Raw genomic sequence first — 23,444 nt, forward strand, 5'->3', positions numbered from 1 at the left:
CACGATGAGCGAACTCACCAGCCTGACCATTGCCGAAGCCCGCCAGAAGCTGCGCGCCAAGGAAATCACCGCGATCGAACTGACCGAAGCCTACATCTCGGCGATCGATGCGGCCAACGGTCGGCTTAACGCCTATATCAAGATCACGCCGGATCTCGCCCGCGTCATGGCGAAGAACTCCGACGAGCGCATCGCCGCCGGTAAGGCGGGCGAACTCGAAGGCATTCCGCTCGGCATCAAGGATCTCTTCGCCACCGTCGGCGTTCACACCCAGGCCTGCAGCCACATTCTCGATGGTTTCGAGCCGCGTTATGAATCGACCGTCACGCAGAACCTCTGGGATGACGGCGCCGTCATGCTCGGCAAGCTGAACATGGATGAGTTCGCCATGGGCTCCTCAAACGAGACCTCGCATTACGGTCCGGTGATCAATCCCTGGCGTGCCGCAGGCTCCAACCAGCAGCTCGTGCCTGGCGGCTCGTCGGGCGGTTCGGCCGCAGCCGTCGCCGCGCATCTTTGCGCCGGCGCGACCGCGACCGATACCGGCGGCTCGATCCGCCAGCCGGCTGCCTTCACCGGCACCGTCGGCATCAAGCCGACTTATGGCCGTTGCTCGCGCTGGGGCACCGTCGCCTTCGCCTCTTCGCTCGACCAGGCCGGCCCGATTGCCCGCGACGTACGCGATGCCGCAATTCTTTTGAAGTCGATGGCAAGCGTCGACGCAAAGGACACCACATCGGTCGATCTGCCGGTGCCGGATTACGAAGCAGCTCTGGGTCAGTCGCTGAAGGGCATGAAGATCGGCATCCCGAACGAATACCGTGTCGACGGCATGCCGGATGAGATCGAGACCCTCTGGCGCCAGGGCATCGCCTGGCTGAAGGATGCCGGCGCCGAGATCGTCGACATCTCGCTGCCGCACACCAAATTCGCCCTTCCGGCCTATTATATCGTCGCTCCGGCCGAGGCATCCTCGAACCTCGCGCGTTACGACGGGGTGCGCTACGGCCTGCGCGTCGACGGCAAGGATATTGTCGACATGTATGAGAAGACGCGTGCCGCAGGCTTCGGCAAGGAAGTCAAGCGCCGCATCATGATCGGTACCTATGTGCTGTCGGCCGGTTATTACGATGCCTATTACATCCGCGCCCAGAAGGTGCGCACGCTGATCAAGCGCGATTTCGAACTCGCCTTCGACGCCGGCGTCGATGCGATCCTGACGCCGGCAACGCCGTCGTCTGCCTTTGGCGTTGCCGATGAGAACCTCGCCGCCGATCCGGTGAAGATGTATCTGAACGACATCTTCACGGTGACGGTCAACATGGCGGGCCTGCCCGGCATCGCCGTGCCGGCCGGCCTCGACCATAAAGGCCTGCCCCTCGGCCTGCAGCTGATCGGCAAGCCCTTCGACGAGGAAACCCTCTTCAAGACCGCCCACGTCATCGAGCAGGCGGCCGGCCGGTTTACGCCGGCCAAGTGGTGGTAACGGATCTAACGATCCGAAGAATAGCGGATGCCGACCACGAAACGGTCGGCGCCGTCGGTTTTGCGGCTTGGGCCGCAAGCGATGCCTTCGAGGACAGCTATCTCGATCCCGATGTGATCGCCAGGGTGCGGCACGAGTTCGCCATCTTTCCCGAGGAAACGAAAGGTGAGATCTTCGTTGCCGAACGGGACGAGACGATCGTCGGCTGGGGCGCGCGTGAAAATCAATCGAACTATGTGTCCGACCTCTGGGTGCATCCCGATCACCAGGGCAACGGCGTCGGCCGGGCTCTCTTGCTTCATTTGTGCGAGTTGATGGCTGCAGAGGGGCTGGCGACGGCCAGGCTCGACACGCACGCCGGGAATAAGGGCGCAATCCGGCTCTACGAACGTTGCGGCTTCACCATCATCTGGCGTGGCCGCGAATTTTCCAAGAGCATGGGTGTCGAACTTCAAAAGGTCCATCTGGAGAAACGGTTGGCGGGCCAATAGCAGGAACCAAGAGGAGGTCTTATGGCGAACAGTGATCTTGCGCAATTGATCGAGGCAGTTGATCGCCTCGCTGCCAGCGGTTTCACCATGGGCGCGGATTGGCAGGCGGTCCACGACATCTGCCAGCGCCACGAAGGCGAACAGCCGTTCGACTGGGGGCACGCCCTTTGCCATCGCATTGAGGGCGACGACTGGAACGCCGATTACTGGTATCGCCGCGCCGACAAGGCACGCGGCACAGGCACGATGGCCGACGAGTGGTCGGCGATGCGGACGGAACTCTCTGCAAAGGCTTGAGGCGATATCCCGATCGCGCCCGTTCCAGACGCGATCGGGAGTGCCGCTATTACCTGTTGTTCAGCTGCGACCTGACCAAGCTCAGCCCTCTTTCGGTGATCCGGTAGGGGTGGCCGCCTGAGGACTTGATTGCCTTCAGTCGCTTCAGCCTGCGGAAGAGATCGAGGTCGACGCCGGGATAGAGCCAGCCGTCGCGGGTGAAGCAACTGACCGCCTCGATCTTCCTGTCGTCGTCGTGGGTAATTTCAATGCGGCCGCCTTGGGCCATGAGATGCAGGATGCGCTGCTCCGTGCGAGAAATGTCCATGTGTTGAGATCCGGTATCGCGCCCGTCAGGGCGCACAAAAACGATCTGGCGCTCATTCGAACGTCAGGGCTTCGTTATTTTCAGGCCCATGCGCGCAAGCGAACTTGCGGGCAGGGCCTTTACCGGGTCTCAGGCAGGCTCAACATAAAACACCTCGATAAGACCTATTATTCAGCCCGGAAAATCCGGTCAAGAGCGTACTTATCTCTCAAAACCAGTCGAAAACCGCGGTTTCGGTCGATCATCCCGTTGGAGCTACTGGTAAAATCCGCGACTCAATGGTCTAGTTGACGGGTAACGCGGAGGTGTCGTTGATCCACATTCGCAATGCCCGCGACGGTGAAGCGGAGCTATTGAGCGAGATCGGGCTGAGGGCCTGGCAAAAGGCGATGGCGTCGATCGGCGAATCGGACGCGATGATCGACGCAGCGCGCAACGCCTTCCGGAACTTCGTGGAAAACGACTGGCTGACCATCACCGTCGTCGAGCAGAACGGCCAGGTCGCAGGCTGGGCGGCGCGCGAGGGATTGGACGAAACCATCTCGGATTTCTGGATCGATCCCGCCTTCACCCGCCAGGGCCTCGGTTCGGCCCTTCTCGTCCGCATCGAAAAGGAGATCGCCGATCAGGGCTTCGAGAAGGCGGCGATGCAGACCCATTCCGGCAACAGCGAGGCGATCGGCTTCTTCCGGAAGCACGGCTACAGCATCCATTGGCTCTCGGTCGCCTACAATCCGAAGCTCGATCGCGACGTACCCTCCGTCGGCCTGACGAAACAGCTCGTTTCGGACGGCCAAGGTGGATATGGGCAGGAATTCTGATGCTTCAAAAATCCTGAGGAAGCAGAAAGCTCCATTGCGGCACGAAGGCCAGGATAGCAATCAGTGCGCCATGCAGGATCAGGATCGCCGCCAGGATTGACCGGAACGGCTCCTTTCTCGTCTTGTGCCGCAACAGCTGCTGTGCCGCCACCGCGCCAAGGCTGCCGCCGATCAGCGCAAGGAAGAGAAGCGTGCGCTCGCTGATGCGCCGCCTGCCGTGGCGCGACGCCTGCTTGTCGAAGAAATAGATCCAGAATACCAAGAGGTTCAGCGCCAGAAACAGTAAGGCCCATTTGATAATATCGGTCATCGTCATGGGGGAACCCTACGGCGGCTGCGTTAATGGACGGCAAAACCGCAATGCGCGCCATGGCGAAAGCCTTGCACCGGCACGCCATTTCCTTTACCTCACCAGTGGAAAAGAACAGCCTGCAAAGAGCATCAGATGACCCTTGTCGACGTCCGCACGCCTGATCCGAAACGCTTCATCCCCGGCGCCACCGGCGACTGGGAAGTCATCGTCGGCATGGAAGTCCATGCCCAGGTGCTGTCCAATTCGAAGCTCTTCTCCGGCGCTTCGACGGAGTTCGGCAAGCCGCAGAATTCGAATGTCTCGATGGTCGACGCCGCCATGCCCGGCATGCTGCCCGTCATCAACGAGGAATGCGTCAAGCAGGCGGTGCGCACCGGCCTCGGCCTGAAAGCCCAGATCAACAAGCGCTCGCTGTTTGATCGCAAAAACTATTTCTATCCCGACCTGCCGCAGGGCTATCAGATCTCGCAGTTCAAGGATCCGATCGTCGGCGAGGGCAAGATCGTCATTTCGCTCGGACCGGACCGCCAGGGCCAGTTCGAAGACATCGAGATCGGCATCGAGCGCCTGCATCTGGAGCAGGATGCCGGCAAGTCGATGCATGACCAGCACGCGACCATGTCCTATGTCGATCTGAACCGTTCCGGCGTAGCGCTGATGGAGATCGTCTCCAAGCCCGACATGCGCTCGTCCGACGAGGCCAAGGCTTATATGACCAAGCTGCGCTCGATCGTGCGCTATCTCGGCACCTGCGACGGCAACATGGACGAAGGTTCGATGCGCGCCGACGTCAACGTCTCCGTCCGTCGGCCGGGCGAGGGTTTCGGCACGCGTTGCGAGATCAAGAACGTCAACTCCATCCGTTTCATCGGCCAGGCGATCGAATATGAAGCCCGTCGCCAGATCGGCATTCTGGAGGACGGTGGCAAGATCGATCAGGAGACCCGCCTCTTCGACCCGAACAAGGGCGAGACGCGCTCGATGCGCTCCAAGGAGGATGCGCACGACTATCGTTATTTCCCCGATCCTGATCTGCTGCCGCTCGAATTCGACGATGCCTTCATCAAGGCGCTCGAAGCCGATCTGCCGGAACTGCCTGACGACAAGAAGGAGCGCTTCGTGCGCGAGCTCGGGCTGTCGATCTACGACGCCTCGGTGCTCGTTTCCGAAAAAGCGATCGCCGATTATTTCGAAGCGGTCGCCGCAGGCCGTGACGGGAAGACGGCCGCCAACTGGGTGATCAACGATCTGCTCGGCGCGCTGAACCGCACCGGCAAGGACATCGAGCAGACGCCGGTTTCGCCGGCCCAGCTCGGCGCCATCATCGATCTCATCAAGGCAGAAACCATCTCCGGCAAAATCGCCAAGGATCTCTTCGAGATCGTGCTCAACGAGGGCGGCGATCCCGCCGAGATCGTCGAAGCGCGCGGCATGAAGCAGGTGACGGATACCGGCGCGATCGAAAAGGCCGTCGACGAGATCATCGCCGCCAATCCCGATCAGGTCGAAAAGGTCAAGGCGAAGCCGACCATGGCGGCATGGTTCGTCGGTCAGGTAATGAAGGCGACCGGCGGCAAGGCCAACCCGCAGGCCGTCCAGGCCCTCGTCAAGGCGAAGCTCGGCATCGAGGAGTAAGCGGTGTATTTCGTCCGCACCGCCGGCGAGCGCGACCTGGAGAAGGTGCGCGCCCTCTTGGTGGAGAGCTTTCATGCCACCTATGACAGCCTGCATGGCAGAGCCAAGGTGGCGGATCTGATCACCCATCTCTTTTCGCCGGTGGCGCTGAAGACGCGCCTCGTGCGAAAGGATGCCGAATTCCTCGTTGCCGATGACGGCCGCAATATCGGCGGCATGGGTTATGCGGCCATGTCGCAGCAATTGACGAAGACTGTCATGCTACATCTCCTCTATGTCGGGCCGGCGCTGCAGCGCCAGGGTATCGGCCGCGATATCTTCGCCGAGCTCGAAACCTGCTTTCCCGATGCGGAGATCATGCGCCTCGAAGTCGAACCGCAAAACGCAGCCGCGATCGCCTTCTATCTCACGCATGGTTTCACCGAGATCGGCCGCAACGAGAATAGCGGAGCCGGACAATCCGGCATTCCGGCGCTGATCTTTGAAAAACCACTCGAGGGGCATTGAGACTGTGGCGGTCGAGTTGCCCGATATTCTCATTCGTCCGGCGCGCCGGGAAGATCTGCCGGCGCTGATGGCTATGTTTGCCGCCGACGCGCTCGGCGGTCACGGCGATACCACGGAAGCTGAAGCCTTCCCGGATTATCTCAGGGCCTTCGCCGTCATCGAGGCTTCGCCTGACCAGACGCTTTACGTCGCAGAGCGCGGCGGCGAGGTCGTCGGCACGTTCCAGACGATGGTGACGACCTCGCTCACTGGCCGCGGCTCTTCGGCGATGATCATCGAGGCGGTGCAGACGCGCGCCGATATGCGCGGGCAGGGGGTCGGCGGACTGATGATCGAATTCGCCATTGCCGAGGCAAAAGGCCGCGGTATCGGGCGGGTAGCGTTGACCTCGAATGCGATACGCAAGGATGCCCACCGTTTCTACGAAAGGCTGGGCTTCAAGCCCTCGCATCTGGGCTTCAAGATGGCTTTGAAATGACCCGTGGCCGTCGTGGAATCGCTGGACAATTCGGCTTGGCGACGGCATAAGCGAGGAAACGAATTCTGGTTTGGCTCGCATCTGGCGGGCACAAGGAAAAGACATGTGGAATCTTCTGGTTCAGACCTTTACCTGGTGGAACGGTCAGACGATGGGCACGCGTTTTGCGACCTGGCGTTTTGGCAAGCGCGTCGGCGAGGATGAATTCGGCAACGTCTACTACGAAGGCGGCATGTCCTCCTACGGTCTGCCGAAGCGTTGGGTGATCTACAAGGGTTATGCCGAAGCCTCTGCCATTCCGCCAGGCTGGCATGGCTGGATGCATCATCGCACCGACGTGCCGCCGTCCAAGGAGAGCTACGTCGCCAAAGATTGGCAGAAGCCGCACCGGCCCAACCATACCGGTTCGCCGCAGGCCTATCGTCCGCCGGGTTCCATCGCCGTTCCGGGCGAGCGTCCGCGCGTCACCGGCGATTACGACGCCTGGACGCCAGGCAACTGAGACGGCTCGACCGGGCGATCCCAAGACCCGGCTTTTGGCCACAATTGACCTTTACCCGCAGGTTGGCCGCGCTTGACCGCGGCCGTGAACTGAAAATGTCTGGAGACGGGTACATATGAAGCTCTTCACGCGGAACATGGTGCTGCGTGCCGCCGGATCGCTGCTGGCGCTCTCGGCCCTGCTTCCGGCGGTTGCGGCAAATGCCGCACGCATCGAAAATCCGGTTGCCGTCTTTTCTGGGCTCGACAAGATCACCGGCCGTATCACGACCTTCGACGTCTATGTCAATGAGACGGTACAGTTCGGTGCGCTGCAGGTGACACCGAAGGCCTGTTATTCGCGCGACCAGTCGGAAGCACAGAAGATCGACGGTTTCGTCGAGGTCGACGAGATCACCCTCGACCGCAAAATCCGCCGCATCTTCACCGGCTGGATGTTCGCCGCCAGCCCCGGCCTCAACGCTGTCGAGCACCCGATCTACGACGTCTGGCTGAAAGAATGCAAGGCAAACTCGGATGTCCCGGCGCCTGACGGCGCCAAGGCGAAGTAACTGCGTCTTCGCTGGTCTGCGGCATCCTCCTCAACCCGGCGTGTGGCAAGGGGCGATGTTGTCTGCCGGATTTTACTCTGAAAACGATCCTCAGAATTCCAGATGCGGCGATTCGATCGCCGCGGCAAGGATCGCGGCATAATCGGCCTTCGGAACGTCGATCGCTCCGAATGTCTTCAGGTGCTCGGTGGTGAACTGGGTGTCGAGCAGGGTGAAGCCCCTTTCCCGCAGCCGGTCGACCAGATGTACGAGGCAGATCTTCGAGGCATCCGTCCGGCGCGAAAACATGCTTTCGCCGAAGAAGGCCGAGCCGAGCGAGACGCCGTAGAGGCCGCCGACCAGCTCATTGCCCTCCCAGGCTTCGACGGTATGGGCATGGCCCATGTCGAAGAGCGTCGAATAAAGCGATCTGATCGTCCTGTTGATCCAGGTGCTAGGGCGCCCGGACGTCTCCTCCGCACAGGCGGCGATGACCTGATCGAACGCGTAATCGAAACGGATCTCGAAGGGCTTCTTGCGCACCGCCTTGGCCAGGCTTTTCGACACATGGAAATGGTCGAGCGGCAGCACGCCGCGCAGTTCCGGTTCGACCCAGAAGATCTCCGGGTCGTCGGCGGATTCGGCCATCGGGAACAGGCCGATGGAATAGGCGCGCAGGAGAATGTCAGGGGTTATGCCTGGTGACTTCCTGCGCGATCCTGCCATTCCTGTCCTATGCCGCCGGTGTGTTGGCGAGGTAGTCTTCCAGCCAGTGGATGTCGTAATCGCCGTTGGCGATATCCTGGTTGGAGACGAGATCCTGGAACAGCGGCAGCGTCGTATTGATGCCGTCGACGACGAATTCGTCGAGCGCCCGGCGCAGGCGCATCATGCATTCGACGCGGGTACGGCCGTGCACGATCAGCTTGCCGATGAGGCTGTCGTAATAGGGCGGGATCTTGTAGCCCTGATAGGCGCCGGAATCGATGCGCACGCCGAGGCCGCCCGGCGCGTGGAAATGCGTGATCGTGCCGGGCGAAGGCACGAAGGTGCGCGGGTGTTCGGCATTGATACGGCACTCGATGGCGTGACCGGAAAAATGCACTTCGTCCTGCGTCACCGAGAGACCGCCGCCGGAGGCGACGCGGATCTGCTCGTGCACGAGGTCGATGCCGGTGATCGCTTCGGTGATCGGATGCTCCACCTGCAGGCGGGTGTTCATTTCAATGAAATAGAACTCGCCGTTTTCGTAGAGGAATTCGATCGTGCCGGCGCCGCGATATTTCAGCTTCTTCATGGCGTCGGCGCAGACCTGGCCGATCTTCATGCGCTGCTCGACGTTGAGTGCCGGCGAATTCGCCTCTTCCCAGACTTTCTGATGGCGCCGCTGCAGCGAGCAGTCGCGCTCGCCGAGATGGATGGCATTGCCTTCCCCGTCACCGAACACCTGAATTTCGATGTGGCGCGGCTTGCCGAGATATTTTTCCATGTAGACGGCATCGTTGCCGAAGGCGGCTGCCGCCTCCGTGCGCGCCGTCGACCAGGCTTCGATCAAATCGGCTTCGCTCTTGGCGACCTTCATGCCACGCCCGCCGCCGCCGGCAGTGGCCTTGATCAGCACGGGATAGCCGATTTCAGCCGCCGTCTTCAGCGCATCCTCTTCGGTCTTCACTTCGCCGTCCGAGCCCGGAACGACGGGAATGCCGAGCTCGAGCGCCGTCGTCTTGGCGGTGATCTTGTCGCCCATGATGCGGATATGGTCCGCCGTCGGCCCAATGAAAGTAATGCCGTGGGCTTCGAGGATATCGGCGAACTTGGCATTCTCCGACAGAAAGCCGTAGCCCGGATGCACGGCGTCGGCGCCGGTGATCTCGCAGGCGGCGACAATCTGGTGGATGTTGAGATAGCTCTCGCGCGAGGAGGGCGGGCCGATGCAGACACTTTCGTCTGCAAGGCGCACATGCATGGCATCGGCGTCGGCGGTGGAATGGACCACGACGCAGGCGATGCCGAGCTCCTTGCAGGCCCGGAGCACGCGAAGGGCGATTTCCCCGCGATTGGCGATGAGGATTTTCGAGATCATGGGCATCGGCCTATTCGATGACGACGAGGGCTTGGCCGTATTCGACGGGATGTCCGTCATCGACGAGGATCTCGGTCACCTTGCCTGACTTCGGCGAGGGGATCTGGTTCATGGTCTTCATCGCTTCGATGATGATCAACGTCTGGCCTTCCTTGACGGTTGCGCCGACTTCGATGAACGGACGCGCGCCCGGAGCCGGCGCCATATAGACGGTACCCACCATCGGTGCATTGACGACATTGGCCGGGTTGCGGCTGGGAGCTGCGGCAGGCGCAGCAACGGCTGCCGCAGCGGCGGCTGCGGGCGCGGCATAACCAGGTGCTGCGATCGGCGCCTGGACATATTGCGGCGTGCCGGCGCGTGAAACGCGGATGCGCAGGTCATCCTGCTCGACCTCGATCTCCGTCAGATCCGTTTCGTTCAGAATATTGGCGAGATCGCGGATCAGTGCCTGGTCGATACCCGATTTCTTTTCAGCCATGGTGTTGCCCTGTCTTCTTCTTATGCCGTGATGTTCTTCAGCGCTTGGAGCGCCAGGATGTAGCTGTGAGGCCCGAAGCCGCAGATCACGCCTTTGCATGCCGGCGCGATCATCGACTTGTGGCGGAATTCTTCCCGTGCATGCACGTTGGATATGTGGAGCTCGACGACGGGAATGGAAATAGCGCGGATCGCATCATGCAGCGCGACCGATGTATGCGTATAGGCGCCCGCATTGATGGCAACACCGGCGGCCTTTTCGTCGGCCTCATGGAACCAGTCGACGAGCGTGCCTTCGTGGTTGCTCTGGCGGAAGTCGATATCGAGGCCGAGTTCGCGGCCCGCGGCCTTGCAGTCCGCCTCGATGTCCTTGAGCGTCTTGCCGCCATAAATGCCGGGCTCTCGTTTACCCAGCATGTTCAGGTTGGGCCCGTTCAGGACAAAAATCGTTTGCGTCATCGAATGTTCCGTAAAATGTACGACGGCAACCTATAGACTCCGCGAAGGCTGAATGAAAGCCCTTACGGATTGGCCAGCGGCATTCGCGCCACATTTGTCCACATGGTTGAAACACTTCGATTTTGGCGATTTGATGGGCTGCCAGCCGGCGACTGGTTTGCTCAGCAGGCGGTCTTGCCGCAGCTGCGCATGTTCTTGACCTTCGCTTCAAGATCATCGAGCCCGACGGCGCCCGGCACCAGTTCGTTGCCGATCACATAGGACGGCGTGCCGCTGATGCCGAGACTGGAGGCGAGCTGGTAGGTTGCCTGGACTATACCGTCATTCGGGCTCTTTGCCATCTCGGCGCGGATCTTTTCCTCGCTGACGCCGAGCGAAGCGGCGACCGCGACCGCTGTTTCGTCAGAGGCGCGGCCTTCAGTGCCGAGAAGCGCGACGTGGAAATCGGCATATTTCTCCGGTGCCAGCTTGCGGAAGGCGTCGGCCACCTTGTGGGCGGCGACAGAATCCGGTCCGAGGATCGGGAATTCCTTGAGGACGAAACGGACGTTCTTGTCCTTCTTCAGCATCGCCTGCATGTCGGGAAGCGCATGGCGGCAGTAGCTGCAATTATAATCGAAGAATTCGACGACAGTGACATCGCCCTTGGGATTGCCGAGCGTGACGTCGTTCTTCGATTCGAAGATGTTGGTGCTGTTCTCTTCGATCGCCATATTGGCCTTCACCGACCGCTGGGTCTCCTGCTTCTTCTGCAGCGCATCCTGGACTTCGAGCATGATCTCGGGGTTCTCGATCAGGTATTGCTTGATGAATTCGCCGAACTCCTTCTTCTGCTGGTCGTCGAGCGCTGCCGCCGGCAGCGGAAGGGCGATCGATGCGGCAAGCGCCAGTGCGGTGAAGGTCTTCGGGAAGAATGCCATGATATCCTCGTCATCGGCGATATGGTCGTCTCCTCATCGAGAAGACCCGTCGCCGGGTTATGGACTTGAATGCGTCGCGTCAAGGTACGGTGCGTTCAGTTCTGCTCAAACCAGAATTTTTCATCCCCACGCGGCCCTCGCGGGATTGTGATGAGCCGATTAATGCGGCAATTGTCGGGCCGTCATTGCAGAAGCTGAGCGAGAAACGATCTTGTTTTCCATATCGAAACGCAGCGAAGTCGAGCCTTTTCACGCCATGGACGTCCTTGCGGAGGCGACGAAGCGGCGTGCGGCCGGCCATCCCGTCATCTCGATGGCGGTTGGCCAGCCCTCGCATCCGGCGCCTCAGGCGGCCCTCGAAGCAGCACGCGCAGCCCTTGCCGAAGGCCGGATCGGTTATACCGATGCGCTGGGGACGGCACGGCTGAAATCGGCGCTCGCCTGGCACTACAAGGATCGCCACGGCCTGGAGATCGATCCCAAGCGCATCGCCATCACCACCGGTTCCTCGGCCGGCTTCAATCTCGCCTTCCTGTCGCTCTTCGATGCCGGCGATGCGGTGGCGATCGCAAGACCCGGTTATCCCGCCTATCGCAATATCCTCGGCGCGCTGGGCCTGAAGATTCTCGAAGTGCCGGTAACGGCCGAGACACACTTCACCCTGACGCCGCAAAGCCTCGAAGCGGCGCAGAAGGAAAGCGGCATCACGCTGAAAGGCGTGCTGCTCGCAAGCCCCGCCAATCCGACCGGCACGGTGACCGGCCGCGAGGGGCTGAAGGCGCTTTCGGATTACTGCGCGGCCCATTCCATCGCCTTCATCTCCGATGAAATCTACCACGGGCTGACCTTCGCCGGCGAGGAGGCGAGCGCGCTGGAGCTGGCCGACGAGGCGATCGTCATCAACTCTTTTTCTAAATACTATTGCATGACCGGCTGGCGAATCGGCTGGATGGTACTGCCGGAACGCCTGGTTCGGCCGATCGAGCGGGTGGCGCAGAGCCTCTATATATCCCCGCCGGAGCTTTCCCAGATTGCCGCCACGGCCGCTCTCAGCGCCGGCGCCGAGCTCGATCGTTACAAGGCTAGTTACGCCGGCAACCGCGACTTGCTGATGCGGCAACTGCCGCAGATCGGGTTATCGATTGCCTCGCCGATGGACGGGGCCTTCTACGCCTATCTCGACGTCACCCGCTTCAGCAATGACAGCATGGGCTTTGCCAAGCGCATGCTCGCGGAAATCGACGTCGCCGCCACGCCCGGTCTCGATTTTGATCCGCTGGAGGGAAATCGAACGCTGCGTCTGTCCTACGCGGGCTCGCAAGCGGAGATCGCCGAGGCGGTGGAGCGAATCGCAGCCTGGCTGAAGTAGCGCGTCCGCTGCCGGGCAAGCGGCGGTGCGCTCTCCAATCCTCAGCTGCGCCGCGAAAACAGCGAGGCAAGCGTCGAAGACGGTTTGTTGTTCAGCCGCGGCACCACCACGAGCTGCTTGATGTCGCCGCGTTTGTAGGCGGCGAGGAAGCGGCGGTAATCCTTGAAGGAGACGCAGCCGTTGGAATCGCCGTTCTTGCCGAGCATGTAGGTGTGGGCAAGCAGGCCGACACGGTCATAGATGGCGTCCGAACCCTCGATCGGTGTCAGCCGCAGCGCCTCGACGCCGTGGAAAAGGCTCTCGCGCATGGTAAGAACATAGGTGTGCGGCGGCGTCGGTCCGTGCATCTTCTTGTTGGCGAAACGCGGCTTGTCGCGCATCTTGCCGAGCCCGGAATGGGCCTCGAGCCGCTCGCCGTTCGGCAGATAGACGGTGCTGTTCTCGATATCGTAGATCGCTATGCCTGCGCGCAGCTTCGGCGAGAAGACCGGTTTGTCGTAGCGCGGTACTGCATCGTCCTCGTCATCCTCGATCGGCGCGTTCGGCTGGGCGTAGGCAAGCACAGGCTCGCCAGAGCGCTCAGACCCCTTGGAGAGCGGTGTCGGTTTGCCGACGAGTCCGTCAGGACGCGCCATCGGCAGCGGCACAGAATCCTCGTTCGGCGCCAGCACGAGATCGAAGGGTGGAGCGTCTTCCGCGGCGGCGACAACCACCGGAGCTGGTTCCGATGCGGGAATGGAGGCCGTTTTGAGGGGAGATGCGGTTGGCTCGACCGGAGCCGGCGCGATTTGCCGGGATCCCGCATCGGCAAGAGCCAGCAGGGTCGGGAGTTCGGCTGCGGCAACCGCCTCCTTCGAGGGAACGATGATCCGGTCGCCGTCGTCTTCTTCCGTCTCTGCCGAGGCGAGCTCGACCGGCGGCGGCACGATCACATCGTCCTTGCGGAATTTGGCGCTGTCGGAAATCGCAGCCACAACCGGCTGTTCGGCAGCCATGGCGAGGCGATTGTTTTTGGCGAGAACCGCGAGCGCCGTTGCCGCGGCGGCGGTCTTTTCGGCATGGGATTGAATGAGGTTCGCCGTCAGCGGGACCTTCGGCTTCGCATCGAAGGCGGCCAGCCGGTCGGCCTTGCCGACATGGATCAGCCGCTCATGGCGCGTTGACGGAGCCACCTTCGGCGCAGCGCCGAGCTGTGCCAGGCGATCGGACGGAGAATAGGGAGCGGCTATCGAGTGCATCGTCGCGAAGGTCGCGATCAGCCAGGTGGAGGTCAGAAATCCGGCGCCGACAACACCGTAAAGGAAACCGCGAGATCTGCGCCAACGGAAAGCAGATCCGCCAAGAGGGGTGACGTCATCGAACGTCCCGACCGCACACGCCATACTACACTCGTCTTTCAAACTCGCTACGCAGGCCGGCGGCACTGACTGACTACACTTCGCCGGGGCCGGTACAGGCGCAAATGGGCCGAATTTAGACCACCCACGACGTCCGACTGTCTCGCAAGGATGACGAATTATGGTTTCTAATTTGTTTACGCGGCGTCGCTCTGGCTCTCGACGTCTCAAAAAGAGATGTGTTTGGGCCTTCTCAGGCGCGCTCCATCACATAACTTCCGGGCGCTTCCTCGATGGCGTTCAACGCATCGCCACCGGGTTTGCGGGCCGGCACGCGCCTGCCGTCATGCGTCTCGATCCAGGCCTGCCAATGCGGCCACCATGAGCCTGGGGTCTCCGTCGCCTGTTCGAGCCAGGTCTCGTAGTCTCCCTTTGCGGGGCCGCCCGTCCAGAATTGATACTTCTTCCTGTCGGGCGGATTGACCACGCCGGCGATGTGCCCGGAGCCGGTCACGACGAATTCCACCTTGCCGCCGAAGAACCGGCTGCCGAGGAAGACGGACTTGGCAGGTGCGATGTGATCCTCGCGGGTGGCGAGATTATAGATCGGGATCTTGACGTCCTTCAGCGACACGGACTTGCCGTCGAGGATCATCTCGTTCTGCGTCAGCGCATTCTTGAGATAGCAATTGCGCAGGTAGAAGGCATGGTTTGCCGCCGCCATGCGGGTCGAATCTGCGTTCCAGAACAACAGGTCGAAGGGCAGGGGATCCTGACCCTTGAGGTAGTTGTTGACGAAATAAGGCCAGATCAGCTCGGAGGCGCGCAGCATGTTGAAGGCCATCGACATCTTCGTGCCATCGAGATAGCCGGCCGCCTGCATATGCTCTTCGAGCGCTTCAAGCTGCTCCTCGTCGACGAAGATTTTGAGGTCACCGGCATGGGTGAAGTCGACCTGGGTGGTGAAGAGTGTGGCGGTCTTGATGCGCTTGTTCTTCTCCTTGGCATGCAGTGCCAGTGTTGCCGCAAGCAGCGTGCCGCCGACGCAGTAGCCGACGGCGTTGACGTCCTTCTCGCCGGTCGCCTTCTCGACCGTTGCCAGCGCGAAATCGATGCCCTCGCGGGCATAGGCCGCCCAGTCCTTATCGGCGTGGCGCGCATCCGGGTTGACCCAGGAAATGACGAAGACCGTCTGCCCCTGGTCGACGCACCATTTGATGAAGGATTTTTGCGGGTTGAGGTCGAGAATATAGAACTTGTTGATCCAGGGCGGGCAGATCAAAAGCGGCCGCTTCAGCACCGTTTCGGTCGAAGCCTCGTACTGGATGATCTGGCAGATGTCGTTCTGGGCGATCACCTTGCCGGGCGTCAGCGCCATATCGCGGCCGACGGCGAATTTCGTCATGTCGGTCTGGCGAAGGCGAAGATCGCCATGTCCGGCAGCGATATCCTCGGCCAGCATCTTCATCCCGCGCACCAGATTGGCGCCGCTGGTCGCGATCGTCTCGCGGTAGAGCTGCGGATTGGTGACAACGAAGTTGGTCGGCGAAAGCGCCGCCGTGATCTGCTTCACGTAGAAGCCGGCCTTGTGTTTGGTGTGCTCGTCGAGGCCCTCGGTCTCCGACACCATCTTTTCTACCCAGTCGGTCGTGACGAAATAGACCTGGCGGAGAAAATCGAAGAATGGATTCTTCTCCCAGTCCTCGTCCGAGAAACGCTTGTCCTTGCGGGTGTCCGGCTCGGGAGGCGTGGGATCGCCCTGCATGCCGCGCGTGCCTTGCATGCGCTGCATCGAGCGCATCCAGATGCCGAAGAACGAGGACATCAGCTGCGTCTGTGCCTCGAAGGTGCGGCGTGGATCGGAAATCCAGTATTCGGTGACCTTGGAAAGCGTCTTGACCATGTCGGTCATCGGATCGGCGGCGCTTTCGCTGATCTCGCCGCGTTCGCGCGGCGCAAGCCAGGCAGACGCTGCTTGTCCGAGATTTTCGAGTGCCCGGGCGAAATTCATCGCCATGGCCTCAGGATCCTTCAACAGATAGGGATCGAGATCGGTCGCGTCGAAACCGGCCTTTTCGCCATTCTTTTGGCCGCCATTCTCCTGCTTGCTGTCGGTCACCATTTCCTCCGGCGGCAGCACCACTCTTTTTATCCATTCGTTGTACATCGTGATCGAACGAGAAAACAAGTTCCACCCGCATCGGCTCATGCTATTGCTTTGTGGCTGCGACAAATTTAACAGTCGAAGCAGTCAAAACTGGATTTTTGAGGCATGACGAAGAACGGCATTCGGCACATCGCAACCTTTAACCGCACCGCACTGATCTGCGCCGCGGCGGCGATGGCTCTTGCCGGATGCAATCTGACGGCGGAACAAAAAGCCGCCGCCGCCGCCAAACGAGCGGCGCCGACCGCCGTCGTCATGCCGGCCACCAAGGGCGAGGCGGCCGAGGGCGGCCTGGCAAAATACCCGGACGGCTATCCGAATTTCGGCGCGCCGCTGACCGCCGCCAATGTCCAGATGAGCGACGAGCAGGCGGCTGACCTGCAGCATCAGCTGACGGCACTTGCCGCCCGGCGCAAGGCGGGCGCGCTTTCGGAAGCCGAATATCAGGCCAAGGTCGCGGAAATGCGGCGTCTCGCCGCCGAGCACGGCACCGATACGCTGTCTGAAATCTCCAAATAGACCTTGCCTTTCAGGCAATTTGGACGCAAAGCCTTCGGCAAGGATCGGAAGATACAATTTTCCCGATAAAGCGCGTTACGCGGCCTTTCCGTCAAAGATTCGCCGCGTCGCTTGGGTCTGATGAATACGGCGTTGCGATTCTGAAGTTCGTGTCGCAGCCGCCGGGAGACGGAACGAACTTCGACTGCGGCCCGAAATGCCGCCTTTCCATGGGGAATGAGATGGAAGAGTTTCACAAAGTCCGGCGTTTGCCGCCTTATGTTTTCGAACAGGTCAACCGTTTGAAGGCAAGCGCGCGAGCGGGCGGCGCCGATATCATCGATCTCGGCATGGGAAATCCCGACCTTCCCACTCCCCAGTCGATCGTCGACAAGCTGTGCGAGGTCGTGCAGGATCCGCGCACGCATCGCTATTCCTCTTCAAAGGGCATTCCGGGCCTGCGCCGCGCCCAGGCCGCCTATTATGCCCGCCGTTTCGGCGTCAAGCTCAACCCGGATACCCAGGTGGTCGCCACCTTGGGCTCCAAGGAAGGCTTCGCCAACATGGCGCAGGCAATCACCGCGCCTGGCGACGTGATCCTCTGCCCGAACCCTACCTATCCGATCCACGCCTTCGGCTTCCTGATGGCCGGCGGTGTGATCCGTTCCATGTCGGTGGAGCCGGATGCGAGCTTCTTCGAACCGCTCGAGCGTGCCGTCCGGCATTCGATCCCGAAGCCCTTGGCGCTGATCCTCAACTATCCCTCGAACCCGACGGCTTTTGTCGCGACGCTCGATTTCTACAAGGACGTCATCGCCTTTGCGAAAAAGCACGACATCATCGTGCTATCCGATCTCGCCTATTCGGAAATCTACTTCGACGGCTCCCCGCCGCCGTCGGTTCTCGAAGTGCCGGGTGCAATGGACGTGACCGTCGAGTTCACCTCGATGTCGAAGACTTTTTCCATGCCCGGCTGGCGCATGGGCTTTGCCGTTGGCAACGAGCGGCTGATCGCGGCGCTTACCCGCGTCAAGTCCTACCTCGACTACGGCGCCTTCACGCCGATCCAGGTGGCGGCGACGCATGCGCTGAACGGCGATGGCTCCGACATTGCGGAAGTCCGCAACGTCTATAAGCGCCGTCGCGACGTCATGGTCGAAAGCTTCGGTAAGGCTGGGTTCGACGTGCCGCCGCCGGCTGCGACGATGTTCGCCTGGGCGAAGATCCCGGAAAAGTTCCGTCATCTCGGTTCGCTGGAATTCTCCAAGCTGCTGGTCGAGAAGGCCGACGTCGCCGTTGCCCCGGGCATCGGCTTCGGCGAAATGGGCGATGACTACGTCCGTCTTGCCCTTGTCGAAAACGAACACCGCATCCGCCAGGCTGCGCGCAACATCAAGAAGTTCATGTCGACGGCAGACGAGACGATGCACAACGTCATCTCGCTGAACGCGCACCGCTAATCCAACCGTTGGGCAGCCGCGTCATGCGGCTGTCGCCACACAGACATTTCAGGATCGATCCATGGCAGATGCCCTCAAAATCGGCATTGCGGGCTTGGGCACCGTTGGCGCCTCGCTTGTCCGCATCATTCAGCAGAAAAGCAACGAGCTTGCCGTCACCTGCGGGCGTCCGATCACCATCACGGCGGTCTCCGCGCGAGACAGGGCAAGGGACCGCGGCATCGATCTTTCCGCTGTTACCTGGTTCGACCGGCCGGAAGAGCTTGCCGAAAAGGGCGATATCGACGTCTTCGTCGAGCTGATGGGCGGCGCCGAAGGGGCGGCCAACGTCTCGGTGCGTACGGCACTCCAACGTGGTCTCCATGTGGTGACAGCCAACAAGGCGCTGCTTGCCTATCACGGCGTCGAGCTTGCGACGATCGCCGAGGAGAAGGGGTCGCTGCTGAACTTCGAGGCGGCAGTCGCCGGCGGCATCCCGGTCATCAAGGCGCTGCGTGAATCGCTGACGGGCAATTCCGTCTCGCGCATCTATGGAATCATGAACGGCACCTGCAATTACATCCTGACCAAGATGGAGAAGGAGGGGCTTTCCTTCGCCGAATGTCTGAAGGAGGCGCAGCGGCTGGGTTATGCCGAGGCCGATCCGGCCTTCGATATCGAGGGCAACGACACGGCCCATAAGCTTTCCATCCTGACGACGCTCGCCTTCGGCAATCAGATCGCGGCCGACGACATCTATCTCGAAGGCATCACCAACATCTCGATCGAGGATATCCACGCCGCGGCCGAGCTCGGTTATCGCATCAAGCTCCTGGGCGTTGCCCAGCGCACCGATACCGGCATCGAGCAGCGCGTCCATCCCACAATGGTGCCGGTCGATTCGGTCATTGCCCAGGTCGACGGCGTCACCAATGCGGTGGCGATCGAATCCGACGTGCTCGGCGAACTGCTGATGGTCGGCCCTGGTGCCGGCGGCAATGCCACGGCCTCGTCAGTGCTTGGCGATATCGCCGATATCGCCAAGAGCCAGCCGGGCGCCCAGCGCGTGCCGGTGCTCGGCCATCCCGCAGCGACGCTGGAACCCTACCGCAAGGCGCAGATGCAGAGCCACGAGGGCGGCTATTTCATCCGCCTGACCGTGCTCGACCGCACCGGCGTCTTTGCCAGCGTCGCAACCCGTATGGCCGAAAACAACATCTCGCTGGAATCGATCGTCCAGCGCTCCAAGCAGCACCTGGCGCCATCGCACCACCAGACGATCATTCTCGTCACGCATGCGACGATGGAAGAGTCGGTGCGTAAGGCCGTCGCCTCGATCAAGTCGGAAGGTTACCTCTTCGGCGAGCCGCAGGTGATTCGCATCGAGCGGCCGAAAGAGGAAGGCTGACCTCTTTTTTTTGCCACAATCCGGGATAGCTGACCCGCCCTGTGCACGCAGAGCGGGTTTTTTTATTGCCTGTTTAGCCGCTCTCACGAAAACTTATATTAACAGATACCGAAACATTGATATAAATAAGCCGGGAGAGGGAGTCGCCGGCTTTGGAGAATTTCGTGAACAAGGACAGCCATGCCGGGAAGGGGTATGGTCGCCCGGAAGAGGAACCTCCCGATCACCCTGGTGTGTTTGAGGACGTTCCCGAGACGAACCGTGATGAGGTTCGTGACCACCGCTCCGACGAGGCCTCGAATGAGGCCTACGACGACGAAAGCCCGGAAGGCCGTAACTGGGCCATTCTTCTCACTCTCTTCTCCGTTATCCTGGTGCAACTGGCCGGCATCGCCCTGATCGTCTGGGCGGTATTCTAAAGCGTGTCGTGATCTTTCAGATTCGCTCTCGCGCTTTAGGTCTTTATTTTTACGCATGTCGTTGTCGCAAAATCGCTGCACACTTTTGTTTTGCGCGACATGCTTTGGTAAAAATCCGTGTCTGCAAATCCATCGCTATGTTATCTCCGCTGCTCCTGTAGAAAGAGCAGATGCAGTCAGCGGAGTGTGGCATGGCAGATCTCGTCGACCCGGTACAGCGCGCATTTCTCGGCGTGGAGAAATCCGCGCTCGACAATCGCTGGGTCGCACGGCTCGACCAGGCCGGGCAGAACCGCGCGCTGGCCATGTCGCAGATCCATGGATTACCGGATCTGATCGCCCGGGTGCTCGCCGGGCGCGGCGTGACGGTAGACGAGGCGATCGAATTCCTCGACCCGACGATCCGCAGCCTGATGCCCGATCCCCATAGGCTGACCGACTGCGAAAAGGCCGCGACCCGCCTCCTGCGCGCGATCGAGCGCGGCGAGAGCGTCGCGATCTTCGGCGACTACGACGTCGACGGCGCAGCCTCCTCGGCGCTGATGTTTCGCTTTCTCAGCCATTTCGGCGTCAGGGCGAACATCTATATTCCCGACCGCGTCTTCGAAGGTTACGGTCCCAACCCGGCGGCGATCAACCAGTTGATCGATAACGGCGCTCAGCTGATCGTCACCGTCGATTGCGGCTCCACCAGCCACGAGGCGCTGGCCGCCGCTGCCGCGCGCAACATCGATGTCGTCGTCATCGATCACCACCAGGTGACACATGATTTGCCGCCCTGCCATGCGCTGGTCAACCCGAACCGCGAGGACGACCTCTCGGGGCAGGGGCATCTTTGCGCCGCCGGCGTCGTCTTCATGGTGCTGGTCGCGACACTCCGGCTGCTGCGTGCGGCCGGCAACAAGCGCATCTTGGCGATCGACCTGCTGCAATGGCTTGACATCGTGGCACTTGCGACGGTCTGCGATGTCGTGCCGCTGAAGGGCCTTAACCGCGCCTATGTGGTGAAGGGGCTGGTCGCTGCCCGCCACCAGAGCAATGCAGGGCTTGCCGCACTCTTCCGCAAGGCGGGGCTCGCGGGTCCCGTGACACCCTATCATTTCGGCTTCCTGATCGGCCCGCGCATCAATGCCGGCGGGCGGATCGGCGACGCGGCACTCGGAAGCCGGCTGCTGACGCTCGACGACGCCGGAGAGGCGGATGTGATCGCGCAGCGCCTGGACGAGCTCAATCGCGAACGCCAGGCGATGGAGACGATCATGCTGCAGGAGGCCGAAGCCGAGGCGTTTGCCGAATATGGCGACGGCGAGGGTGCGTCCGTCATCGTCACCGCCCATGAGAAATGGCATCCCGGCATCGTCGGGCTGATTGCGGCGCGGCTGAAGGAAAAATTCAAACGGCCCGCTTTCGCGATCGCCTTCGATCCTTCCGGCCGCGGCACCGGCTCGGGCCGCTCGATCAACGGCTTCGACATGGGCAGGATGGTCCGGGCTGCGGTCGACGAGGGTCTGCTCGTCAAAGGCGGCGGCCACGCCATGGCCGCAGGCCTAACGGTCGAGCGCGCCGATCTCGGCAGGCTGAGGACCTTCTTCACCGAGAAGGCCGAGAGGACGGTGGCCAATCTCGTCGCCAACGAAACGCTGAAGATCGACGGTGCGATCGGCGCAAGCGGCGCCACGCTCGAGCTCATCGACCGCCTGGAGGCCGCCGGCCCCTATGGCTCTGGCCACGCACAGCCGCTCTTTGCCATACCGGCGCATAGGGTGCGCGATGCCCGCCTGGTCGGCGAGAAACATGTGAAGGTGACGCTGGAGGCCATGGACGGATCGCGGCTCGACGGCATCGCCTTCCGCGCCGCCGATACGGCGCTCGGCAATCTTCTCATCAATTCGCGCGGCGCCAGCCTGCATGTCGCCGGTTCGCTCGGTGCCGATCATTACCAGGGCGCACGCCGCATCCAGCTCCGCGTCTGCGATGCTGCGCCGGCGAAATGAAATGGCCGCGCGCGCTGACGATGGAAAGTGTCAAAGGGAAAGAAAGTGGTACGCCCTAGGGGAGTCGAACCCCTCTTCCCAGAATGAAAATCTGGTGTCCTAACCGATAGACGAAGGGCGCTTCCTTCGTGGTGGCGCCCTTATAGTCAGCGCCTTCGAAGGCCGCAAGCGCCAAGGCGCGAAAAAATCATCGTTTTCGCCGATTTATTTGCTGCTGTGGAAAACATTGTATCGTGAGGTGACGGAGCCGGGAAGATAAGCCAGCGGGCTGGTTTGGGGGCGATTGCGCAAACCTGATGGTACGCCCTAGGGGAGTCGAACCCCTCTTTACAGAATGAGAATCTGTCGTCCTAACCGATAGACGAAGGGCGCAGGCAGCATCGTTAAAATAGGAGCGCGCGCCGGCTTCTGCAAGCGGAAGTGTTGGCTTCTATATCGAGAGAAAGTGGTACACTCGACGGGAGAAAGTTCGAACCAGTTAGCGCTTGCAATCGATGAGATGTCCACTTGGGCCGATGTCCTCCAAAGCACATGCCCGTGATCAACCGGCCGCGGGGATTGGGGGTATGCAAGCGTCTCGTTTGGCCAAATGGAATCGCGAAATCTGGCCAGGACCATGTGAGCTGCAGGCTTGTCTACATGTGCCATCCAGGGCGCTGTTCAACCACCGCACGTCTTCTTCGTTTTCGCCTATAGGCCCCATCGAGAACCTCGGGCCGGTAGTTTGGTGAACTCCAACCCATTTGCTATTCCGCGGTTATCATGTCGAATGACGACACCGCATGTTTTGAAAACTGCCAGTATTTTCTCGAGTGACTCTTCGGTGACCTTTCCATCCTTCTCAAGTTTGAAAACCGTACGGGACGAAACATTCGCGCTCTTTCCGAGTTCCTTTTGATCGAGTCCCGTGTAGGCACGAGCCGCTCTCGCTATGGCTGGGTGAAGAGTGATCATTGCTCACCTGGATGTATTGAATGTTCGGAGTGAGTCTATGTGTAGTCAGCGCAAAGGAAGAGGCCGCCGACATCGGAATCATCGAACTGATCCTTAGGGACGCCATACCTCTCGCTTAACGTGATCCTGGTTTCGCGCCGGTCACTGACCAGCAGATGCCGGCTAGATAGTTTTTATGCCTGCGTTCGGCTGTTCCGGCTTCCATCGAACGCCCGCTCCGTCGAGATGGCTCGCTTCTATATTTGCCGCGATGAATTGAACTTGCCCCTCGTCGAACACACGCCGAAGCTTTTCATTTGCCCTTGCTGTAATCTGTCGTTTTCCGAGTTCGAATTCGCCCAAGGCTTTCTGGGTAATGCCAGCCTTCGTGGCAAGCTCTACTTGGCTCAAGCCAATGAGCGCTCTAGCAGCCCTAATCAAATCACCAGTCAGCAAAGTAGTCATTGGCGGCGAGAAAACCGGCTGCACACAGATAAGTCAAATAAGACGTAAATTACGTTTAAATGGGCTTGAAAAAAGTCATAAAAGATGTAATTGAAGACATCGTTAAG

25 protein-coding genes and 2 tRNA genes are annotated in these 23,444 nt (G+C 60.9%); 15 read left to right on the top strand and 12 right to left on the bottom strand.

Features of this window, described 5'->3' with window-relative positions; all coding sequences use genetic code 11:
- The first annotated feature begins 4 nt into the window (after positions 1-4).
- The 3 genes from gatA to RWK44_RS04890 are packed head-to-tail and all read left to right on the top strand — an operon-like array spanning position 5 to position 2,274.
- On the top strand, positions 5-1,486 hold the full coding sequence (gene gatA / locus RWK44_RS04880) for an Asp-tRNA(Asn)/Glu-tRNA(Gln) amidotransferase subunit GatA (RefSeq protein WP_221976484.1): 1,482 nt from the start codon (positions 5-7) through the stop codon (positions 1,484-1,486).
- Positions 1,477-1,977, top strand: a complete 501-nt coding sequence (locus tag RWK44_RS04885) for a GNAT family N-acetyltransferase (RefSeq protein WP_221976487.1) — start codon at positions 1,477-1,479, stop codon at positions 1,975-1,977. The genes gatA and RWK44_RS04885 overlap by 10 nt, the downstream gene beginning before the upstream one ends.
- A gap of 21 nt (positions 1,978-1,998) precedes the next feature.
- The gene (locus RWK44_RS04890; RefSeq protein WP_221976489.1) at positions 1,999-2,274 is read left to right on the top strand and encodes a hypothetical protein; all 276 of its coding nucleotides are present in this window, start codon (positions 1,999-2,001) and stop codon (positions 2,272-2,274) included.
- A gap of 49 nt (positions 2,275-2,323) precedes the next feature.
- On the opposite strand, the gene RWK44_RS04895 is transcribed toward RWK44_RS04890, so the two are convergent.
- Positions 2,324-2,581: a YjhX family toxin gene (locus RWK44_RS04895; RefSeq protein ID WP_221976490.1), complete on the bottom strand. Its 258-nt coding sequence runs from the start codon at positions 2,579-2,581 to the stop codon at positions 2,324-2,326.
- A gap of 311 nt (positions 2,582-2,892) precedes the next feature.
- On the opposite strand from RWK44_RS04895, the gene RWK44_RS04900 reads away from it, so the two are divergent.
- Positions 2,893-3,402: a GNAT family N-acetyltransferase gene (locus tag RWK44_RS04900; RefSeq protein ID WP_003539063.1), complete on the top strand. Its 510-nt coding sequence runs from the start codon at positions 2,893-2,895 to the stop codon at positions 3,400-3,402.
- Positions 3,403-3,406: 4 nt separating this feature from the next.
- On the opposite strand, the gene RWK44_RS04905 is transcribed toward RWK44_RS04900, so the two are convergent.
- Positions 3,407-3,718, bottom strand: coding sequence for a DUF1294 domain-containing protein (locus RWK44_RS04905; RefSeq protein WP_221976492.1), 312 nt, complete (start codon positions 3,716-3,718; stop codon positions 3,407-3,409).
- Positions 3,719-3,847: 129 nt separating this feature from the next.
- Between RWK44_RS04905 and gatB the strand changes: the two genes are divergently transcribed.
- The 5 genes from gatB to RWK44_RS04930 all read left to right on the top strand — a co-directional run bounded on the left by gatB (position 3,848) and on the right by RWK44_RS04930 (position 7,387).
- Positions 3,848-5,350, top strand: a complete 1,503-nt coding sequence (gene gatB, locus RWK44_RS04910; protein ID WP_221976493.1) for an Asp-tRNA(Asn)/Glu-tRNA(Gln) amidotransferase subunit GatB — start codon at positions 3,848-3,850, stop codon at positions 5,348-5,350.
- 3 nt (positions 5,351-5,353) lie between these two features.
- Positions 5,354-5,857, top strand: a complete 504-nt coding sequence (locus tag RWK44_RS04915) for a GNAT family N-acetyltransferase (protein WP_221976495.1) — start codon at positions 5,354-5,356, stop codon at positions 5,855-5,857.
- Between the two features lie 4 nt (positions 5,858-5,861).
- Positions 5,862-6,335, top strand: coding sequence for a GNAT family N-acetyltransferase (locus RWK44_RS04920; protein ID WP_316028448.1), 474 nt, complete (start codon positions 5,862-5,864; stop codon positions 6,333-6,335).
- A 103-nt stretch (positions 6,336-6,438) separates the two neighbouring features.
- Positions 6,439-6,837, top strand: coding sequence for an NADH:ubiquinone oxidoreductase subunit NDUFA12 (locus RWK44_RS04925; RefSeq protein ID WP_003558960.1), 399 nt, complete (start codon positions 6,439-6,441; stop codon positions 6,835-6,837).
- A gap of 115 nt (positions 6,838-6,952) precedes the next feature.
- Positions 6,953-7,387 (top strand): DUF2155 domain-containing protein, encoded by a 435-nt coding sequence (locus RWK44_RS04930; protein WP_132609660.1) that lies wholly within the window; start codon positions 6,953-6,955, stop codon positions 7,385-7,387.
- Between the two features lie 90 nt (positions 7,388-7,477).
- Here the strand turns inward: RWK44_RS04930 and aat are convergent, their stop codons facing one another.
- From aat to RWK44_RS04955, 5 genes are all read right to left on the bottom strand, one after another.
- Complete coding sequence (gene aat / locus RWK44_RS04935) at positions 7,478-8,092, bottom strand: leucyl/phenylalanyl-tRNA--protein transferase (protein ID WP_316028449.1); 615 nt, start codon at positions 8,090-8,092, stop codon at positions 7,478-7,480.
- Positions 8,093-8,099: 7 nt separating this feature from the next.
- Entirely contained in the window at positions 8,100-9,455 is a 1,356-nt protein-coding gene (gene accC, locus RWK44_RS04940; protein WP_017960235.1) for an acetyl-CoA carboxylase biotin carboxylase subunit, read from the bottom strand.
- 4 nt (positions 9,456-9,459) lie between these two features.
- Complete coding sequence (gene accB, locus RWK44_RS04945; RefSeq protein WP_017960236.1) at positions 9,460-9,930, bottom strand: acetyl-CoA carboxylase biotin carboxyl carrier protein; 471 nt, start codon at positions 9,928-9,930, stop codon at positions 9,460-9,462.
- Positions 9,931-9,950: 20 nt separating this feature from the next.
- On the bottom strand, positions 9,951-10,388 hold the full coding sequence (aroQ, locus tag RWK44_RS04950) for a type II 3-dehydroquinate dehydratase (protein ID WP_131640210.1): 438 nt from the start codon (positions 10,386-10,388) through the stop codon (positions 9,951-9,953).
- Between the two features lie 161 nt (positions 10,389-10,549).
- Entirely contained in the window at positions 10,550-11,308 is a 759-nt protein-coding gene (locus tag RWK44_RS04955) for a DsbA family protein (protein ID WP_316028450.1), read from the bottom strand.
- 211 nt (positions 11,309-11,519) lie between these two features.
- Here RWK44_RS04955 and RWK44_RS04960 point away from each other — a divergent pair, with 211 nt between their 5' ends.
- Positions 11,520-12,677: a pyridoxal phosphate-dependent aminotransferase gene (locus RWK44_RS04960; RefSeq protein WP_316028451.1), complete on the top strand. Its 1,158-nt coding sequence runs from the start codon at positions 11,520-11,522 to the stop codon at positions 12,675-12,677.
- Positions 12,678-12,718: 41 nt separating this feature from the next.
- Here RWK44_RS04960 and RWK44_RS04965 read toward each other — a convergent pair whose 3' ends face one another.
- Both RWK44_RS04965 and RWK44_RS04970 read right to left on the bottom strand, forming a co-directional pair.
- The gene (locus RWK44_RS04965) at positions 12,719-14,059 is read right to left on the bottom strand and encodes a DUF2778 domain-containing protein (protein WP_316028452.1); all 1,341 of its coding nucleotides are present in this window, start codon (positions 14,057-14,059) and stop codon (positions 12,719-12,721) included.
- Positions 14,060-14,267: 208 nt separating this feature from the next.
- Positions 14,268-16,136 carry a PHA/PHB synthase family protein gene (locus tag RWK44_RS04970; RefSeq protein WP_316028570.1) on the bottom strand — a complete coding sequence of 623 codons (1,869 nt, stop codon included), beginning with the start codon at positions 16,134-16,136 and terminating at the stop codon, positions 14,268-14,270.
- Between the two features lie 150 nt (positions 16,137-16,286).
- On the opposite strand from RWK44_RS04970, the gene RWK44_RS04975 reads away from it, so the two are divergent.
- The 5 genes from RWK44_RS04975 (at position 16,287) to recJ (ending at position 21,939) form a co-directional block, all read left to right on the top strand.
- Entirely contained in the window at positions 16,287-16,700 is a 414-nt protein-coding gene (locus tag RWK44_RS04975) for an SHOCT domain-containing protein (RefSeq protein ID WP_077981135.1), read from the top strand.
- Between the two features lie 221 nt (positions 16,701-16,921).
- Entirely contained in the window at positions 16,922-18,139 is a 1,218-nt protein-coding gene (locus RWK44_RS04980) for an LL-diaminopimelate aminotransferase (RefSeq protein WP_027684874.1), read from the top strand.
- A 61-nt stretch (positions 18,140-18,200) separates the two neighbouring features.
- Positions 18,201-19,526, top strand: coding sequence for a homoserine dehydrogenase (locus RWK44_RS04985; protein WP_316028453.1), 1,326 nt, complete (start codon positions 18,201-18,203; stop codon positions 19,524-19,526).
- Between the two features lie 164 nt (positions 19,527-19,690).
- A complete protein-coding gene (locus RWK44_RS04990) occupies positions 19,691-19,945 on the top strand; it encodes a hypothetical protein (protein WP_131640203.1) in 255 nt (84 codons plus the stop codon).
- Positions 19,946-20,136: 191 nt separating this feature from the next.
- Complete coding sequence (gene recJ / locus RWK44_RS04995) at positions 20,137-21,939, top strand: single-stranded-DNA-specific exonuclease RecJ (protein WP_316028454.1); 1,803 nt, start codon at positions 20,137-20,139, stop codon at positions 21,937-21,939.
- Between the two features lie 46 nt (positions 21,940-21,985).
- Here recJ and RWK44_RS05000 read toward each other — a convergent pair.
- From RWK44_RS05000 to RWK44_RS05010, 3 genes are all read right to left on the bottom strand, one after another.
- Positions 21,986-22,060: transfer RNA gene (locus RWK44_RS05000), tRNA-Glu, on the bottom strand.
- A gap of 176 nt (positions 22,061-22,236) precedes the next feature.
- Positions 22,237-22,311 (bottom strand) — tRNA-Glu (locus RWK44_RS05005).
- Between the two features lie 744 nt (positions 22,312-23,055).
- On the bottom strand, positions 23,056-23,337 hold the full coding sequence (locus RWK44_RS05010) for a helix-turn-helix domain-containing protein (protein ID WP_130743775.1): 282 nt from the start codon (positions 23,335-23,337) through the stop codon (positions 23,056-23,058).
- Positions 23,338-23,444: the final 107 nt, after the last annotated feature.

This window comes from Rhizobium sp. 25PS6 (assembly GCF_032464655.1).
Lineage (GTDB): Bacteria > Pseudomonadota > Alphaproteobacteria > Rhizobiales > Rhizobiaceae > Rhizobium > Rhizobium laguerreae.